Source organism: Herbaspirillum sp. NPDC087042, from assembly GCF_044745245.1.
In the GTDB taxonomy this organism is placed as follows: domain Bacteria; phylum Pseudomonadota; class Gammaproteobacteria; order Burkholderiales; family Burkholderiaceae_D; genus Herbaspirillum.
The window spans coordinates 1-17139 of the sequence record NZ_JBIUZW010000007.1 but is presented as its reverse complement, the minus strand read 5'-3'; the positions used below and the strand labels follow the sequence as shown (position 1 = coordinate 17139).

The following is a 17139-nucleotide window of genomic DNA, read 5'->3' as shown; positions in this document are numbered from 1 at the left end:
TACCGTGGTTGGGTCTGAAGGCCGCGCCGTCGCAGTCGTTGCGGCACGCGGTCCGTCTTCATGCCTGGTTCAGGTCTTTCGTTGCACGATCAGGTCGGCCAGTTCGCGCAGGCGGCGCGCCTTGTCGCCAAACCCGGCCAGGGCCTGGTGCGCGTTGCCGCGCAGCTTTTCGGCCAATGCCTGCGACTCGGCCAGGCCGAGGATGGAGACATAGGTCGGCTTGTTGTCGGCCGCATCCTTGCCCGCCGTCTTGCCCAGCGTGGCCGAGTCGGCGGTGGCGTCGAGGATGTCGTCGACCACCTGGAAGGCCAGGCCGATGGCGCGGGCATAGTCGTCCAGGGCCGCGCTTTCGTCGGCGCTCAGGGCCTTGCCGCCCAGCGCGCCCAGCAGCACGGCCGCGCGCAGCAGGGCACCGGTCTTGAGGCGATGCATCTGTTCCAGCTCCGACAGCGACAGCGTCATGCCCACGCTGGCCAGGTCGATGGCCTGGCCACCGCACATGCCCACCGAACCGGAGGCCTGGGCCAGCAGGCTGACCATGCGCAACTGCCGCGCCGGCAGGGCCGCATCGGCAGCGGCAGCACCCGGTTCGGCCTCCAGCGGCGCCGCCAGCGTGGCGAAGGCCTGCGCCTGCAGGGCGTCGCCCACCAGCAGGGCGGTGGCTTCGTCGTACTTCACGTGCACGGTGGGCTTGCCACGGCGCAGGGCGTCGTCATCCATGCAGGGCATGTCGTCATGCACCAGCGAATAGACATGGATCATTTCCACGGCGGCGGCGGCGCGCTCCAGCAAGGCGCGCGGCGTATCGAAGACATCACCGGCGGCATAGACCAGCAGCGGGCGCACGCGCTTGCCGCCCTCCATGGCGGTGTAGCGCATGGCGTCGTGCAGGCGCGCCGGGACCACCGAGGTCGGCGGCAGGAAGCGGTCCAGCACGCCTTCCATGCCGGCCTGTACCTGGCCCATCCAGTCGGAAAAGCCCAGCGAGGCCAAGGCACTTGCGGCCGGGATATGTGCATTCATCAATCGTCTCCGGCGGCAGCGTCGGTGGCCTGGAAGGGCTTGAGCATGTCGCCTTCGAGCAGCTTGACCTGGCTGTCCACCTTGTCCAGTTGGGCGGCGCAGAATTTCACCAGTTCCGAGCCGCGCTTGTAGGCGGCCACGGAGGCTTCCAGCGGCAGTTCGCCGGCTTCCATCTGGGCCACGAGCTGTTCCAGCTCTTGCATGGCTTGCTCGAAGGAGGCGGGCGACGCGGCGGAGGCGGCAGTGGCAGAGGTTCTAGGCATATCGACCCATTGAAAAAATCTAACCCGGTATTTTAGAACAAACCGGGGATTCCCAAATCAATTGAGGGTGTGGATTTGCCGACGCTTTTCAGGTTCGACACCTAAATTCGCTTGGAATACTGGCATTTTGGCCACAAAACCCGGCCCCTTACGGGGGTTTTATGGCATAATCCTCGGTTCTGTCCAAAATTTCCTCTTCATATTATTTGAACATAGGTTTTTGCGGATTTTCTTCCTTAGGTTGGTGCAAATTAATTTGGGGGCGGAAATGTCCGATCTTGCTACTTTTGCCAAATTGGCGCGCTCAAACGCGCAACTTCCCGTCAGCGTCTACTTCGACGACCCGCTCTACCAGCGGGAACTGAAACAACTCTTCCAGCAGGGACCCCGCTATGTCGGCCATGAGCTGATGGTTCCCAATGCCGGCGACTATTCCACCCTGCCGTGGGAGAACGAAGGCCGCATGCTGGTTCGCAATGCCCAGGGCATCGAACTGATGTCCAATGTCTGCCGCCATCGCCAGGCCAAGATGCTCGATGGCCGCGGCCATGCCAGCAACATCGTCTGCCCGCTGCATCGCTGGACCTACGATCTGAAGGGTGAACTGATCGGCGCGCCGCATTTCGGCGAGACGCCGTGCATGAACCTGTCCAAGACGCCGCTGCAGAACTGGAACGGCCTGCTCTTCGAAGCCAATGGCGTCGACATCGCTGCCAAGCTCAAGCATCTGGGTGTGACCCGGGACCTGGATTTCTCCGGTTACCTGTACGACCACACCGAGGTCCACGAGTGCGACTACAACTGGAAGACCTTCATCGAGGTCTATCTGGAGGACTACCACGTCGAGCCCTTCCATCCGGGCCTGGGCAACTTCGTGAGCTGCTCGGACCTGAAGTGGGAGTTCGGCCACGACTACAGCGTCCAGACCGTGGGCGTGAACCATGGCCTGGCCCGCTCGGGCTCGCCCACCTATGCCAAGTGGCAGGAGAAGCTGCTCAAGTTCTCCCATGGCGAACCGCCCAAGTTCGGCGCGATCTGGCTCACGCTCTATCCCAACATCATGGTGGAGTGGTATCCCAACGTGCTGGTGGTCTCCACGCTGTGGCCGACCGGTCCGCAGAAGACCACCAATGTGGTGGAGTTCTACTATCCGGAAGAGATCGCGCTGTTCGAGCGCGAGCTGGTAGAGGCCGAACGCGCCGCCTACATGGAGACCTGCGTCGAGGATGATGAGATCGCCCAGCGCATGGACGCCGGTCGTCGTATACTGATGGATCGCGGCACCAGCGAAGTCGGTCCCTACCAGTCACCCATGGAAGACGGCATGCAACACTTCCACGAATGGTATCGGAGCCGGCTGGACGTTCCGCCAGGCACAACACCATAAACCAGGCCACAGGCCGCGCAGGGGGATCCAGGATGCAGGGGCAGCAGCGGCAAGATCATGATGGACGCAGCTTGCGCCGTCACTGTCGTCTCCCCCTCCCCCCTTGCTTGCGGCGCGGCGGCCTGGCAGTAGCAGCAACAACACCAACGGCAGCACCGGGTTTTCCCGGTGCTGCCGTTGTGCATTTGTGCTCCCGCTCTTTCTTCCTCCCTCCACTCTCCTCACTCCACCACTGCCATGCAATCGCTCTGGATGCTCGTCGCCTCATTCCTCTTTTCCATCATGGGCGTCTGTGTCAAGCTGGCCAGCGACTACTACACGACCGCCGAGATCGTGCTCTGTCGCGGCCTGATCGGGATCTCCGTCATCGCCACCCTGGTACGCCTGCGTGGCGGCACCTTCCGCACCCCCTTCCCGCGTGACCACCTCATCCGTGGCAGCATCGGCGTGATCTCGCTGTGGATGTGGTTCTATTCGTTCAGCCTCTTGCCGGTCGCCACCGCCACCACGCTGAACTACATGTCCTCGATCTGGATTGCAGCCATGCTCTTTGCCGCCGGCTGGTGGCAGGGCAACAAGAAGTTCGAATGGGGCCTGGCCGGCACGGTGCTGCTCAGTTTCATCGGCGTGGCCCTGTTGATGCGCCCTTCGCTCAATGGCGAGCAGTTGCTGGGCGGTGCCATCGCGCTGGTGTCGGGGGTGCTCTCGGCGATGGTCTACCTGCAGGTGCGCAAGCTGGGCCTGCTGGGGGAACCCGAATACCGCGTGGTGTTCTACTTTTCCCTGACCGGTGTGGTGGCCGGACTGGCGGGCAATGTCGCCGCCGGCAAGATCCCCCTCTGGCACGGTCACTCCTGGCAGGGCGCGCTGCTGGTGATCATGATAGGCTTGACCGCGACCACGGCGCAGATCGCCATGACGCGCGCCTACCGGCTCGGCAATACCCTGGTGACGGCCAACCTGCAATACACGGGCATCGTCTTCTCCAGCCTGTTCGGGGTGCTCATCTGGAATGACGCGCCGGGCTGGGTCGGCTGGCTGGGCATCGCGATCATCCTGGCCAGTGGCATCCTGGCGACCTATCACAACCAGCGACGCAGCCAGAGCGCAGCCAAGAACCTGCCCAAGGTCGATCCCATCGCCACCGAGGTCTGAGACAGCGCCCCGACACCCCATAGATACCTACAAGGAGAACAGCATGATCTACCAAACCCTGATCAGCGCCACCGAACTCAAGGCGCGCGCGCAGTACCTGAACCTGGTCATCGTCGATTGCCGCCATGACCTGGTCAACCCGAACGCCGGGCGCGATGCCTATGCCGCCGGCCACCTGCCGCTGGCACGCTTTGTCCATCTCGATGAACTGTTGTCGGGCCCCAAAACCGATGCCAGCGGCCGCTTCCATGGCCGCCATCCGCTGCCCGATCGCCAGCAGTTCGTGCAGGCCATGCGCGCGCTGGGCATCAGCAACGACACCCAGGTCGTGGCCTATGACGGCCACGGCGGCATGTACGCTGCGCGTCTGTGGTGGATGCTGCGCTGGATCGGCCACGCTGACGTGGCGGTGCTCGACGGTGGTGTGGCGGCCTGGCAGGGACTGGGCGAGCCGCTGAGCACGGAGCTTCCACCGGCGGCGACACCGGGCAATCTCCAGGACCTGTCCGCGCTGGTCAAGAGCGTGGATGTACAGGCCCTGCTGGCGAACCTGTCGACCCCGACGCTGCAGGTGGTCGATGCGCGCGCACCGGACCGCTTCCGCGGCGAGAACGAGACGATGGATGCAGTCGGCGGCCATATCCCCGGCGCGAAGAACCGCTTCTTCAAGGACAACCTGCAAGCCGATGGCCGCTTCAAGGATGCCACGCAACTGCGCCAGGAATGGCTCACGGTAGTGGGCGATCCCCAGGCGGCCGTCATGCAGTGCGGCTCCGGCGTGACCGCCTGCCACAACCTGCTGGCACTGGAAGTGGCGGGACTGGCAGGTGCCAGCCTCTATCCGGGTTCGTGGAGCGAATGGAGTTCGGACCCGGCCCGTCCGGTGGCGACAGGCAACTGACGTCCGCCACACAGTTCGGCACGGCGCCGCCTTACTGCGCCGGCGCCGACAAGCCCGCCTCACGCAGGCGGGCGATGAAAGTCTCGACGAACTGCTGCACCATGGCCGGCGCATCGCGCCGCCGCAGCAGCGCCACTTCCGACTGGAAGTCGGCATCCTTCAGGGCCGGGAAACTGACGCCGGCCGACAGCGAAATACTGGCCATGCTCTGCGGCACCACGGCGATACCGAAGCCGGCATTGACCAGGCTCAGCAGCGAGTTCTTGCGCGAAGTGGCCCGCGCCACGCGCGGGTAGAAACCATGCGCGATGCAGCGCTCGGCCACCAGGTAACTCAAGCCGCCGCGATCGCGATGCGGCACCGTCACGAAGAACTCATCACGCAACTCGGCGATCTCGACCTCCTGACGTTGTGCCAGGTGATGATTGGCCGGTACCGCGGCCACCAGACGCTCGCGATAGAGCACGGTGGATTCCAGGTTGGGATTGGCGCGCAGGATGGGCAGGCGTGCCAGGCCGATATCGGCACTGCCTTCCACGATCTCGCGCGCCTGGTACTCGGAGGGGGCTTGCGAGATTTCCAGCGAGATGCCGGGGAAGGCCTTGAGTGCCTCGTTGAGCGTCGGCCCCAATGGCGCCGACAACGGCACCGAACTGGAATGCAGCAGGCGCAGCTCGCCATGCTCGCCCTTGCCGATGGTGCGCGCCTGCGCCACGGCACGATCGAGGTCGAGCAGGATCTTGCGACTGCGTTCGTAGAAATCCTGACCGGCCTGGGTCAGCTCGAAATGCTTGGCCTCGCGCTTGAGCAGCACCACATCCAGCACCGCCTCCAGCTCCTTGACCTGGCGACTCAGCGCCGACTGTGCGATGAACAGTCGCTCCGCGGCGCGGGTATAGCCGCGCGCTTCGACGATCTCGACGAAGTAGCGCAACTGCCGGATGGAAATCATGTCGTCTCCCCTGCCATATCGTTTTGAGATGGTGCGCAGCCTGATTTGATATTGGCGCCGCGCGTCCTGCCAGCCTACATTGACGCCATCCCCCATGCCCATCCCGGGCGCGGCTCGATGAAAGGATGGATCGTGCTTGAAGACTTCCTGTTATTGCTTGGCCTGCTCGGTTTCGTCGGCAGCATCGGCATGCGCTGGGTGCTGCGAAAGCAGCCCGCCGTACCGCCCGTCGCGGCCGCTGACGCTGCCGGGGACTGGCGTGACGAACCGCTGCACACCGGTCCGGCGTCGGGACGTCCCAGACGCAAGCGGCGCTGCCGCTGAGCGCCCAAGCTCAGGACGCAGGCCGGAGCGCGCTATTGTACGCCCGCCACTGCGGTCATGCTCTCCGGGCGGCAGGCACCGGCCAGCAAGAGCGGATTGAGGATCAGGACGATCTGTCCATCGCCCAGCAGGGTGGCCCCCACCACGCCGGCCAGCGAGGCCAGCTGTGGGCCGACCGGCTTGACCACCACCTCGCGATTGCCGCTGACATGATCGACCATGATGGCCATGCGCTCCTCGCCACTCTTGATGAGCAATGCATAGACCGACGATGCCATTGCCGACGGTGCGGCGACCGCCGGCTCGTCCAGCAGCGCATGCAGTGGATGCAGCGCCAGCGTACGGCCATGAAGGCTCAGCGTACCTTGCATCAGCGCCTGCGCAGCCTGCTCGCCACGCAACTGCTGGACGCTGTCGATGAGCATGGAAGGAATCGCATAGTGCTGCTGTCCGTGCCGCAGCAGGCAGACATGCTGGACCGCCAGCGACAGCGGCAGGAAAAGCGTCAGCGTCACGCCCTGCCCGGGCTGTGAATGCACGGTCATCCAGCCCCCCAGGGCGGCCACTTCGGCGCGCACCACATCCATGCCGATGCCGCGCCCGGCCAGGGCCGACAGTTGCGGCGACGTGCTCAGTCCCGGTGCAAAGATCAGTTCGGCAAGACGCGCTTCGGTAGCGCTGGCCGCACCCGGCAAGCCCAGTTGCAAGGCCTTGCGGCGGATCGATTCGAGATCCAGCCCACGACCGTCGTCGCTGATGCGGATCACGGCTTCGTTGCCTTCGTGGCGTGCCTGCACGCTTAACTGACCGCTCTCCTGCTTGCCGGCAGCCAGGCGCTCGGACCGGCCTTCGATGCCGTGCACCGCAGCGTTGCGCAGGAGATGCTCCAGCGGCCCCATGAGTCGTTCCAGGATGGCGCGGTCTATCTGCAGGCCACCATCGGCGAGGTTCAATTGCAAGGGCTTGCCGGCATCGACGGCGACCTGTCGCACCAGATGCTGCAGGCGCACCCGGATGCTGTCGAACCTGACCATGCGCGCCGACATCAGCTCCTGTTGCAGGTCACGCGTATAGCGGGCCTGCTGGCGCAGACCCTCACGGGTCTTGCCGACGGTGAGCTGCAGTTGCCGGTGACACATGCCGACTTCGTCGAGGTAAGCCCCCAGGGTCTGCGCCAGACCTTGCTGCGCGGCCTCGTCGTCGTGGCCGCCACTGGTCCGCCATGGGGTAGCCTGCAACTGCCGCAGTTGCTGCGCCAGCGTTGCGAGGTGTTCGCCCAAGGCGCGGGAATCACGCTGCAAGGCCGCCACCTCATTCTCCAGATGCGAGCGGGAGATCGCCACCTCGCCGACCTGATTGAGCAACCTGTCCAGTACGCTGGTCTTGATCCTGATCACCGGTCCGCGCGATGGCGTTGCGCCCTCGCGGGGCACGGCGTCCAATGCCACCCGCTGCTCCAGCGCGACAAAGTGATCCTGGGCTTGCCCATACAGCGCATGCAGGGCGGCCATGTCGACACCGCCATCCCGATGCGGTGACCGGTGCCGCAAGACGCTTTCCATCTCGTGCAGGCAATGGCTCAGGCGCAAGGCGCCCACCATGCGGGCGCTGCCCTTGAGCGTGTGCAGCGGACGCGCCAGGGCATCCAGGGCAAGCGGATCGGGACGCCCCTGCCTGGCCGCCTGCAAGCCATCGCCGATGCTGTCCATGAGCTCCTGCGCCTCTTCCAGGAAGACCGGCAGCAGGCCGGTATCGAGCAGGTCCTGCGCCGATTGCACCGATTGCGCGGAGTCGTCGGTGACCGTCGTCGACACCAGCGCCGACCGGGCAGGTGCGCCGCCTTGCTCGACCATGAGGACGATGGCGGCAACGGCCTGCTCCAGCATATCGAGCTCGCCGGCATCGATGCCGGCATCGTTCTCCTGCAATTGCTCCAGTTGCTGCACCATCGCGCTGCTGGCGTCTTCCAGCTGCCGGGCGTGGACACTGCGGGCATAGTCACGCACGGCCACCAGCGAACGCAGGTACAAGGCCGGTGCCGCGCAGCGCAAGCCGCTCTCGACCCGGGCGCGCCAGCTGCTGCCCTGCTGCCGCACGATCTTCAGCAGGGGGCGCACGGTGTCCTGCAGGGAGGGAGAGAACGGGTCTGCCTGGAGCGCGGGATTGATGGAGACAGGGAGATTCATCGCTTGCCTTGCCGGGGCGAACTCAGGAGACCGTTACACGGAAGCGCGAGACCGAACTTTCCAGTTGCTGGGCCGCGCCCCACAGTTCTTCGTAGAGCGCCGAGACCTGTTCGCGACTTTGCTCGATGATGTCGTTTTCGGTCAGGATGCCCTGGATCTGCCGGGCCACTCCACCCGCCGAGACCGCCTGTTCACGCGTGGACACGGCCATGCCCCCGATCAGCTCGGCCAGCTTGTCGGAGACCCTGCGGATATCGGCCAGCGCGTTGCCGGCGGCATCCGAGAGCACGGCGCCATCGGTGACGCCGGCGGTCGATCGCTCCATGGCCACCACCACGTCGCGGGTATCGGCCTGGATCATGCGGACCAGGGCGCCGATCTCGCGGGTGGCGGCGCTGGAGCGTTCGGCCAGGTGCTGGACCTCCTCGGCCACCACCGAAAATCCGCGTCCGGCCTCGCCGGCCGACGCTGCCTGGATGGCGGCATTCAGGGCCAGCACATTGGTACGCTCGGTAATGTCGGAGATGAGCTCGGTGATCTCGCCGATCATCTGCGAGGATTGCCCCAGCCGGGTGATGCGACCGGAGGTTTCGCGGATCTGCTGGCCGATGCCATCCATGGCCTTGACCGCCTCTTCCACCGCCCGTGCGCCCCGCTCGGCCACCACCACGGAATGCCGGGCCACCTCGGCGGATTCATCGGCCGATACCGATACGCCGGTGATCTGCCCGGACATCTCCAGCATCGACTGGGCAATGTGCTGGATGCGCCGGGCCTGCGCTTGCGCGGCCGCACCCAGCTCGGTCGTGGTGCCGCGCACTTGTTCGGAACTGATCGCCACCTTGGAGGCCATCTGGGTCACCTGCTCCACCAGCGCGCGCAGGGCTTCGACGGTGTAGTTGACCGAATCGGCGATGGCGCCGGTGATGTCGTCGGAGACCGTGGTACGGACCGTCAGGTCGCCATCGGCGACCTTCTGCAACTCATTCATCAGGCGCAGGATGGCGGTCTGGGTCAGGTGATTGACGCGCATGGCCTTCTCTTCCTCCTGCTGCGCCAGCTGGCGCTGCAACTCCGCCAGCCGCTGACGCTCCTCGGCGGCGGCGGCATTGTCGCGACTGGCCTGCAATTGCACCAGGGCGATGCCGATGGCGCTGAGCAGGGCCGTAATCATCGTCGCCAGCATGGCCCAGAAGGTCCAGGAGCGCGATTTGAGGGCGATGCGGTAATGCTCCTGCAATTTGGTCAGGTTGCGCTTCAAGGTCTCGTTCTCGACAAAGACCAGTTGCTCGGATTGCTTGGCGGCGATGAAATTCTGCAGGTTGCCCAGGATGCCGGCCACCTGCGGCTGGTATTTGCCGAACACCACCTCCAGTCGCTGCAGCTTCTCGCGCATGTCCGCGTCGGTGACCGCACGCAGGCGCAGCATCTCATTGCCCTTGAGCAGGCTGGTCAACAGGTCGCCAAAGGCCGTGATGTCCTTGCCCAGCATGAAGGCGGTTTCCGGATTGACGCCCTCGGAGGTCAGGAATTCGTTGGAGCTGCGCCCCAGGCGCAGGCTCAGCATCACCAGCTGGCTGGCGGCCGTCATTTCGTGCGGGGTAGGCCGGCCCTGGGATTGCAGCATGGCGATCTGCTCGCTCAGGTCCAGCATCAGCGGCAGCAACTGGTTCAACTGCCGCAGGGTGGTACCGAAACCGGTCAGCTCCTTTTCCAGCCGCAAGATGGTGTCGGCTGCCTGGTCGGTGCGGCGCCACAGCCGCGCCACATTTTCCAGCGCCGGTTTGATGGCGGCATCCGCGGGTTCGATGGTATTGCCCTGATAGGCACCGCCCGAGGTCAGCAGCAACAGGTCGCGGTTGAACTCGTTACGACTCTGGGACAACTGGACGAACGCCTCGGGATTGCCCTGGATGGCATTGGGCACGGCCTTGCCGATACGCTGCGAATGCATCACCAGGTCGGAGGCAAGATTGGTCTGCAAGGTGGCCAGGATGTAGATGCGCGATCCCAGCCAGAGGAACAGGAACAGCGCCGTCAGGGACAAGGACAGCAGCGCCAGCAGGAGCCGCGTCTGGGTGCGCAGGGAAAAACGGTTGAGGTAAGGCAGCCGCATGCGGCGTACGCGCACCTGGGCCGCAGCCGGGTAGGCCTTCTTCGATAGCGGCGTCAAGCGCGATTGCATTCCCGATGTTCCCATCCCTCTTCTCTTTTTCTGGAGCAGATATGGCCGATCTGTCTGGCGAGATCCGCTGCGCCCCCTGGTGCCGGCGGCTAGCGCCCGACCTGCAGGAATTCCGGATCCTGGCTCAGGCGCGCCAGGTCCAGCTCCGCCCAGACCATGCCGCCCTTGTCTTTATAACGCCCGATTACCCCATGCAAATCATTTTCAATCTCGTCGTTGTTCGAGATTCGTGACATTTCTGAGATATCCCGCAACCCATGTACCTGCGACACCAGCAGGCCGCATTGCGGGACCAGACTGGATGCCATCACCAGCACATGGCTGTCGGAGCCGGCCGGCAGCAGGGCTGCCCCGGCCATGGCGGCCAGATCGGCCACGCCGATCAGGTTGCCACGGATGTTGAGCAGGCCACGGAACCAGGGGCGGGTCGACGGTACGTGGGTGAGCTGCTGCTGGCGCAAGGGCAGGATCTCGCCGGCCTGGTCCAGCGCGATCAGGCAGGCATGCGCGCCGATGCAGACGGCCAGGCGGCGTCCCGGCAGGCTATCGGCGGCACGGGCGGCCATGCGCGCCAGCAGCGAGGCCTGAAAAGCCTGCAAGTCCTCGCCGGCAGGCATGCGCAGCGTGTCGCCCAGACCGGAATGCTGCGCGTCGATCACGAAATCCTTCAATTGGGACATGCCTGGCTCTTGGAACAGAAAAATGACAACATCGGCTCGCATTCGGTCGACCCCGATGTACGGGCGTGACCTGACCGACGCAGACAAGCCTCGATTTTACTCAGAAACGCCGTGAAATTTCCTTCGGGCAAGCACTTTGACCGGCTGCAATCCTGAAGTGATGGAGAAATGCGACGAAATGCGCTGCATTTGATATAGATCAAATACTGGATTTCGGGAAAAGAGGGGGAGGCATGGCGCTCCCGAGAAAAAACGGGGAAGCGCCATCGGGACTTGCGGAGGCCAGGCTTCTCACCTGGCAGGAAAATCAACAGCCACTCAGATCGCGACCATTTCAAAGTCTTCTTTACGGGCACCACATTCCGGACAGGTCCAGTTGATGGGTACATCGTCCCAGCGGGTACCGGGCGCGATGCCTTCTTCCGGCAGGCCTGCTTCCTCGTCATAGATCCAACCACAGATCAGGCACATCCAGGTTTTGAATTCGGTTTGGCTGCTTTTGCTATCGGTCACGGCTGACAATCCCTAAAATCAATCAAGTAAAATGCTAAGTCAGCTATCTTAATCTACTCGACGTGCAAAACCAAACTCCTCCTCTCATCCTGAGCTTCGGCGCCGCCGACCCGGTCGGCGCCACCGGCATCCAGGCCGATCTGGCTACCTATGCAGCCATGGGCTGCCATGGCTTGTCGGTCGTGACCGCCCTGCTCATCGGCGACACCGCCCGTGTGGAAGACGTCCAGATCGTCGACGTGGACTGGGTGGCCGACCAGGCACGCGTGATCCTGGAAGACATGGCGATCGCCGCCTTCAAGGTGGGCGCCGTCGGCAGCATCGAAAATATCTCGGTGATCGCCGAGATCGTCTCCGATTACCCGGACGTGCCGCTGATCCTGGATCCCTTCACCAGCGCCCTGGCCAACCAGGAGGACGAAGACGACCGCCTGATCGCCATCCGCGAACTGCTCATTCCGCAAGCCACCGTACTGGTCGCCTCGGCGGGCGAGCTGACACGGCTGGCCGAGACCTGGCGCGAACCGGTGCCAGGCGACACCCTGATGCTGGACGCCATGCGCATCATCGAGATGGGATGCGAATACCTGCTGGTGACCAATACCCAGACCGATCTACAGGAAATCGCCAATTCGCTCTTCGATGAATCCGGCCTGGTGCGCCAGGACGCCTGGCAGCGCCTGCCCGGCTCCTTCGTCGGTGCAGGCACGACCCTCTCGGCCGCCATGACGGCCATGCTGGCCAATGGCCTGGAGGTGCCGCTGGCGGCCTCCGAAGCGCAGGAGTTCACGCTTGCAGCGCTGGCCAATGCCCAGCGCTTCGGCATGGGCAAACTGGTACCTGACCGCTATTTCTGGGCGCGCGAGTCCGAAGATCCCCGGGATCTGGACGCGCCCCCTTCCCTCAACTGAACCGATACTGGATTTCTTCCTTCGCAGCCCATGACCAAGACCAATGCTTCGCTCTTCGCCCGCGCCCAACAAAGCACGCCGGGTGGTGTCAATTCCCCGGTACGCGCCTTCCGCTCGGTAGGCGGCACGCCCCGCTTCATCGAACGCGCCGAAGGCCCCTGGTTCTGGGATGCCGAGGGCAAGCGCTACATCGACTACATCGGCTCCTGGGGCCCCGCCATCGTCGGTCACGCCCACCCGGAAGTGGTCAAGGCCGTGCAGCAGGCGGCGGCACGCGGCTTGTCCTTCGGCGCCCCGACCGAGGCCGAGATCGAGATGGCCGAGGAGATCATCAAGCTGGTGCCCTCCATCGAGCAGATCCGCCTGGTCTCGTCCGGCACCGAAGCCACCATGAGCGCGCTGCGCCTGGCGCGCGGCGCCACCGGCCGTGACAAGATCATCAAGTTCGAAGGCTGCTACCACGGCCACGCCGATTCCCTGCTGGTCAAGGCCGGCAGCGGCTTGCTGACCTTCGGCAACCCGACCTCGGCCGGCGTGCCGGAAGACTTCGCCAAGCACACGCTGGTGCTGGACTACAACAATGCCGCCCAGCTGGAAGAAGTCTTCAAGGCCTCCGGCAATGAGATCGCCTGCGTGATCGTGGAACCGGTGGCCGGCAACATGAACCTGGTGCGCGCCTCCGATGAGTTCCTGCGCACCATGCGTCGCCTATGTACCGAGTACGGCGCCATCCTGATCTTCGACGAAGTGATGTCGGGCTTCCGCGTGGCCCGTGGTGGTGCCCAGGAATTGAATGGCATCGTCCCAGACCTGACCGCGCTGGGCAAGGTGATCGGCGGTGGCCTGCCGGTGGCGGCCTTCGGCGGCCGTGCCGAGGTGATGAAGCACCTCGCACCGCTGGGTGGCGTCTACCAGGCCGGCACGCTGTCGGGCAACCCGGTCACGGTGGCCGCAGGCATGGCCACGCTGAAGATCATCCAGCAGCCGGACTTCTACACCAGCCTGGGCCGCCAGACCCGCAAGCTGGCCGATGGCCTGGCCGCTGCCGCCAAGGCGGCCGGCGTCAGCTTTGCGGCTGACGCCATTGGCGGCATGTTCGGTCTGTATTTCGACCAGGCCGTGCCGACCAGCTATGCCGAAGTCATGAAGGGGGACAAGGAGCGCTTCAACCGCTTCTTCCACAAGATGCTGGATGCGGGCGTGTATTTCGCGCCGTCGGCCTTCGAGGCCGGTTTCGTGTCGGCCCAGCACAGCGATGCCATCATCGAGGAAACCATCGCGGCCGCCGCCAAGGCCTTCGCCGAACTCGGCTGAACGCCGCTAAAGGCAACGTGCGGGCAGGCCCCGCACGGGCATGAAAAAAGGACGCCTGGGCGTCCTTTTTTTATCTTGCTGTCTTTTGCGGTCTCTTGCTTGCCCTGCCGCGCGGCCTGCGCCGCGCCACAAGAGGCCAGTACGACTCGATTACACCGAGAACGACGAGCCGCAACCGCAGGTCGTGGAAGCGTTCGGGTTCTTGATGACGAATTGCGCACCTTCCAGGTCATCCTTGTAGTCGATCTCGGCGCCCACCAGGTACTGGTAGCTCATGGAGTCGATCAGCAGCTGGACACCGTTCTTGCTCATGGTGGTGTCGTCTTCGTTGACGATTTCATCGAAGGTGAAACCATACTGGAAACCCGAGCAACCACCACCCTGCACGAACACGCGCAGTTTCAGGTCGGGATTGCCTTCTTCCTCGATCAGCTGGGCCACCTTGGCGGCTGCGCTGTCGCTGAAGTTGATCGGGGCGGGCATATCGGTTTGTTGCAGTTCGGCTACGGCATTCATTTCGGGCTCCTGCTTGGCTTGAGGCGGATCAATACGTCTGATCGATGGATCAATTATAAGCGCTTGCGCAAATTCATGCTTCCGATGATGCCGCCAGCTTCAGCACCGGGGTCTCCCCGGCCTGGTCATGGCTGAGCTTGCCGGACACCAGCGCGCCGCCATGCATCTCCAGCGCCTTGTAGAAGACGTTGCCGGTAATGCGAGCCTTGGGTTGCAGCTCGAGCAGTTCGGTGGAATGGACGTCACCGATGATCTCGCCGTTGACGATCAGGTGGGCCGCGTGCACCTCGCCGACCACCTTGGCATGCTCGGAAATGACCAGCACGCTGGGCTGACCGCTTTCGGCGTTGATATTGCCATTGATGCTGCCATCGATGCGCAGGCCCCCCTTGAAGCCAACATCGCCCTTGATGCTGGTGGACATGCCGATCAGGCTGTCGATCGTACTCTTGGTCTTGCGTGTAAACATGGAATCACCTCACAGATCTACCGACTGCTGGGCGCGAACCTGGCCGCGGTCGAGAACACGGACAGCAACCGACTTGATGGTCGCCCCCTCCGGAATATTGAGCAAGCCTTCTACCCGCTGGTAATACTTGAATGCGAGTCGGTAGCGAGCCTGATCGGCTGCATTGCCTTCCGGAAAGTTAAGGATAGCACTCTTGCCACCCTGGATAATATTGACACTAAGTTGTAGGTTTCCTGCAAATTGCTGCGTTCCACCACCACCCTGCATGACCAGCACGCGATAGCGCAGCTGGTCGGGCGCCGCCTGTTCGGCCTTGAAGCGCTGGATGGTGATGCCAGGCGCCCCCAGGTTGGTCGGCAACAGGCTGTCGAAGAAGGCCAGGTCTTCCTTCTGGCGGTTGTTTTCCGCCTCCAGATTCTTGACCTGCGAGGCCAGCTGGGCCTGTGCCGTCTGGGCAATCTTCAGCTCATTCTGCGACGCACTGGAGGCCGATTGCAAGCGCTCGTTTTCAGTGGTCAGCTTCCGGACCTGCTCGCTGAGCTGGTCCATCTGTTCCCCGGCATCGCCGGAAACCTCCAGGCCGGGCAGATGGTTGCGACCCAGCTTGTAGGTCCAGACCGCCGCCGACGCCCCCACTGCGATGACCAGCGCCCACAGCAATGCCATCACCGGCCAGGGCAAGTGGCGCTTGATGGTCATCTTCGGCGCTGAAATGCTCATGCGCCGACGCCATAGACGGTACTTCACGGCAGGACCGGCACTTGCTGCAGACCGGTGGTCTCATCCAGTCCGAACATCAGGTTCATGCACTGCACCGCCTGGCCGGAAGCGCCCTTGACCAGGTTGTCCTGGACCACCAGCACCACCACGGTGTCGCCGTTGTCCGGGCGATGCACGGCCAGGCGCAGCATGTTGGAAGCGCGCGTGGTGCGGGTTTCGGGGTGCGCGCCGAAGGGCAGCACGTCGACGAAGGGCTCATCCTTGTAGGCATCCTCGAACAGGGCCTGCAGGGCGGCGTTGTCGATATCCTTGCTCAGGCGCGCATACAGCGTGGAATGCATGCCGCGGATCATCGGCACCAGGTGCGGCGTGAACAGCAGGCCGACCTTGTCGCTGGTGAGGTGCGAGAGACGCTCGATGGTCTCGGGCAAATGACGGTGACCCGACACGCCATAGGCCTTGAAGTTGTCGGAGGCTTCCGAGAACAGCAGGCTCAGCTCGGCCTTGCGACCGGCGCCGGAGACGCCCGACTTGCAATCGGCGATCAGGTGCGAGGCATCGATCACACCGGCCTTGAGCAGCGGCGCGAAGCCCAGCTGCATGGTGGTCGGATAGCAGCCCGGATTGCCCACCAGGCGCGCCTTGCGGATGGCATCGCGGTTCAGTTCGGGCAGGCCGTAGGCGGCTTCCTTCAACAGGTCGGTGCAGCTGTGCGGCAGCTTGTACCACTTCTCGAAGGCGGCCACGTCCTGCATGCGGAAGTCGGCCGCCAGGTCGATCACCTTCACGCCGGCAGCCAGCAGCTCGGGCGCCTGGGCCATGGCCACGCCGTGCGGGGTGGCGAAGAAGACCACGTCGCATTCGGTCAGCTTGGCCTTGTCGGGCGAGGAGAAGGCCACGTCCACACGGCCGCGCAGGGACGGATACATCTCGGCCACGGGCATGCCATCTTCCTTGCGCGAGGTCACCGCCTGCACCCGGGCTTCGGGGTGAGTGGCGAAAATACGCAGCAATTCGACGCCGGTGTAACCGGTTCCGCCAACGATACCTACCTTGATCATGTCTGGTCCTTGCGAAAAAAGGCGAAGAAAATACGCCGTGGCGACCAAGCGCCTGACGCGCGTGCCGGGCACGCTGGAAAGCTTTTCATTCTAGCAGGAGAATATTTCCCGCTGATTTCCCTTCGGGAAGTATTTCGAGATTCGGCCCAAAAAAGGCCTCGCCAGGCAAGCCGGTCAAACCAGGGGGCGCGTGACTCCCGGGGCGCAGGACAGGCCGATGCCGACGATTCCGGCCATGCCGGAAAAGCAAAAAGCCGCCGGCACGAGTGCCGACGGCTTTCCGTAATACAAGAGGCGATTAACGCTTCGAGAATTGCTTTGCGCGACGTGCCTTGCGCAGACCAACCTTCTTACGTTCGACTTCACGCGCGTCACGAGTGACGAAGCCTGCGTTCGACAGAGCCGACTTCAGGCCAGCGTCGTAGTCGATCAGGGCGCGGGTGATGCCGTGGCGAACAGCGCCGGCCTGGCCGGATTCGCCGCCACCGTGGACGTTCACCTTGATGTCGAAACGTTCGACGTTGCCGGTCAGTTCCAGCGCCTGACGGATCACCATCAGGCCGGTTTCACGGGAGAAGT

At 63.9% G+C, this 17139-nt stretch carries 18 protein-coding genes; 6 read left to right on the top strand and 12 right to left on the bottom strand.

All coding sequences use genetic code 11. From position 1 onward, the window contains the following. Nucleotides 1–69: 69 nt before the first annotated feature. A complete protein-coding gene (locus ACIPHN_RS11220; RefSeq protein ID WP_400436118.1) occupies nucleotides 70–1023 on the bottom strand; it encodes a polyprenyl synthetase family protein in 954 nt (317 codons plus the stop codon). Beyond that, nucleotides 1023–1286 carry an exodeoxyribonuclease VII small subunit gene (locus tag ACIPHN_RS11215; RefSeq protein ID WP_400436116.1) on the bottom strand — a complete coding sequence of 88 codons (264 nt, stop codon included), beginning with the start codon at nucleotides 1284–1286 and terminating at the stop codon, nucleotides 1023–1025. The genes ACIPHN_RS11220 and ACIPHN_RS11215 overlap by 1 nt, the downstream gene beginning before the upstream one ends. Before the next feature lie 268 nt (nucleotides 1287–1554). On the opposite strand from ACIPHN_RS11215, the gene ACIPHN_RS11210 reads away from it, so the two are divergent. The 3 genes from ACIPHN_RS11210 (at nucleotide 1555) to ACIPHN_RS11200 (ending at nucleotide 4729) form a co-directional block, all read left to right on the top strand. Beyond that, a complete protein-coding gene (locus tag ACIPHN_RS11210) occupies nucleotides 1555–2673 on the top strand; it encodes an aromatic ring-hydroxylating dioxygenase subunit alpha (RefSeq protein WP_400436115.1) in 1119 nt (372 codons plus the stop codon). Between the two features lie 237 nt (nucleotides 2674–2910). Further along, entirely contained in the window at nucleotides 2911–3828 is a 918-nt protein-coding gene (locus tag ACIPHN_RS11205) for a DMT family transporter (protein WP_400436114.1), read from the top strand. A 43-nt stretch (nucleotides 3829–3871) separates the two neighbouring features. Further along, nucleotides 3872–4729 carry a sulfurtransferase gene (locus ACIPHN_RS11200; protein ID WP_400436112.1) on the top strand — a complete coding sequence of 286 codons (858 nt, stop codon included), beginning with the start codon at nucleotides 3872–3874 and terminating at the stop codon, nucleotides 4727–4729. A 31-nt stretch (nucleotides 4730–4760) separates the two neighbouring features. Here ACIPHN_RS11200 and ACIPHN_RS11195 read toward each other — a convergent pair whose 3' ends face one another. Next, a complete protein-coding gene (locus tag ACIPHN_RS11195; protein ID WP_400436111.1) occupies nucleotides 4761–5681 on the bottom strand; it encodes a LysR family transcriptional regulator in 921 nt (306 codons plus the stop codon). Between the two features lie 117 nt (nucleotides 5682–5798). On the opposite strand from ACIPHN_RS11195, the gene ACIPHN_RS11190 reads away from it, so the two are divergent. After that, complete coding sequence (locus ACIPHN_RS11190; RefSeq protein WP_400436109.1) at nucleotides 5799–6005, top strand: hypothetical protein; 207 nt, start codon at nucleotides 5799–5801, stop codon at nucleotides 6003–6005. A 32-nt stretch (nucleotides 6006–6037) separates the two neighbouring features. On the opposite strand, the gene ACIPHN_RS11185 is transcribed toward ACIPHN_RS11190, so the two are convergent. From ACIPHN_RS11185 to ACIPHN_RS11170, 4 genes are all read right to left on the bottom strand, one after another. Then, nucleotides 6038–8191, bottom strand: a complete 2154-nt coding sequence (locus tag ACIPHN_RS11185; RefSeq protein ID WP_400436107.1) for a chemotaxis protein CheA — start codon at nucleotides 8189–8191, stop codon at nucleotides 6038–6040. A gap of 22 nt (nucleotides 8192–8213) precedes the next feature. Further along, on the bottom strand, nucleotides 8214–10376 hold the full coding sequence (locus ACIPHN_RS11180; protein WP_400436106.1) for a methyl-accepting chemotaxis protein: 2163 nt from the start codon (nucleotides 10374–10376) through the stop codon (nucleotides 8214–8216). A gap of 89 nt (nucleotides 10377–10465) precedes the next feature. Continuing rightward, entirely contained in the window at nucleotides 10466–11056 is a 591-nt protein-coding gene (locus tag ACIPHN_RS11175; RefSeq protein WP_400436105.1) for a chemotaxis protein CheW, read from the bottom strand. A gap of 318 nt (nucleotides 11057–11374) precedes the next feature. Next, nucleotides 11375–11527, bottom strand: a complete 153-nt coding sequence (locus ACIPHN_RS11170; RefSeq protein WP_006461975.1) for a rubredoxin — start codon at nucleotides 11525–11527, stop codon at nucleotides 11375–11377. Nucleotides 11528–11631: 104 nt separating this feature from the next. Here ACIPHN_RS11170 and ACIPHN_RS11165 point away from each other — a divergent pair, with 104 nt between their 5' ends. Both ACIPHN_RS11165 and hemL read left to right on the top strand, forming a co-directional pair. Beyond that, nucleotides 11632–12480, top strand: coding sequence for a hydroxymethylpyrimidine/phosphomethylpyrimidine kinase (locus ACIPHN_RS11165; protein WP_400436104.1), 849 nt, complete (start codon nucleotides 11632–11634; stop codon nucleotides 12478–12480). A gap of 30 nt (nucleotides 12481–12510) precedes the next feature. Continuing rightward, nucleotides 12511–13794 (top strand): glutamate-1-semialdehyde 2,1-aminomutase, encoded by a 1284-nt coding sequence (gene hemL, locus ACIPHN_RS11160; RefSeq protein WP_400436103.1) that lies wholly within the window; start codon nucleotides 12511–12513, stop codon nucleotides 13792–13794. Nucleotides 13795–13944: 150 nt separating this feature from the next. Here hemL and erpA read toward each other — a convergent pair whose 3' ends face one another. The 5 genes from erpA to rpsI all read right to left on the bottom strand — a co-directional run. Next, nucleotides 13945–14310, bottom strand: a complete 366-nt coding sequence (gene erpA, locus ACIPHN_RS11155) for an iron-sulfur cluster insertion protein ErpA (protein WP_400436102.1) — start codon at nucleotides 14308–14310, stop codon at nucleotides 13945–13947. Between the two features lie 73 nt (nucleotides 14311–14383). Continuing rightward, on the bottom strand, nucleotides 14384–14779 hold the full coding sequence (locus ACIPHN_RS11150) for a polymer-forming cytoskeletal protein (RefSeq protein ID WP_400436100.1): 396 nt from the start codon (nucleotides 14777–14779) through the stop codon (nucleotides 14384–14386). Between the two features lie 9 nt (nucleotides 14780–14788). Then, entirely contained in the window at nucleotides 14789–15499 is a 711-nt protein-coding gene (locus ACIPHN_RS11145) for a DUF6776 family protein (protein ID WP_400436099.1), read from the bottom strand. 23 nt (nucleotides 15500–15522) lie between these two features. Then, the gene (argC, locus tag ACIPHN_RS11140) at nucleotides 15523–16560 is read right to left on the bottom strand and encodes an N-acetyl-gamma-glutamyl-phosphate reductase (RefSeq protein ID WP_400436097.1); all 1038 of its coding nucleotides are present in this window, start codon (nucleotides 16558–16560) and stop codon (nucleotides 15523–15525) included. A 298-nt stretch (nucleotides 16561–16858) separates the two neighbouring features. Beyond that, nucleotides 16859–17139 (bottom strand): 30S ribosomal protein S9 (gene rpsI, locus ACIPHN_RS11135; protein WP_400436095.1); only part of this gene is annotated, 281 nt, incomplete at its 5' end.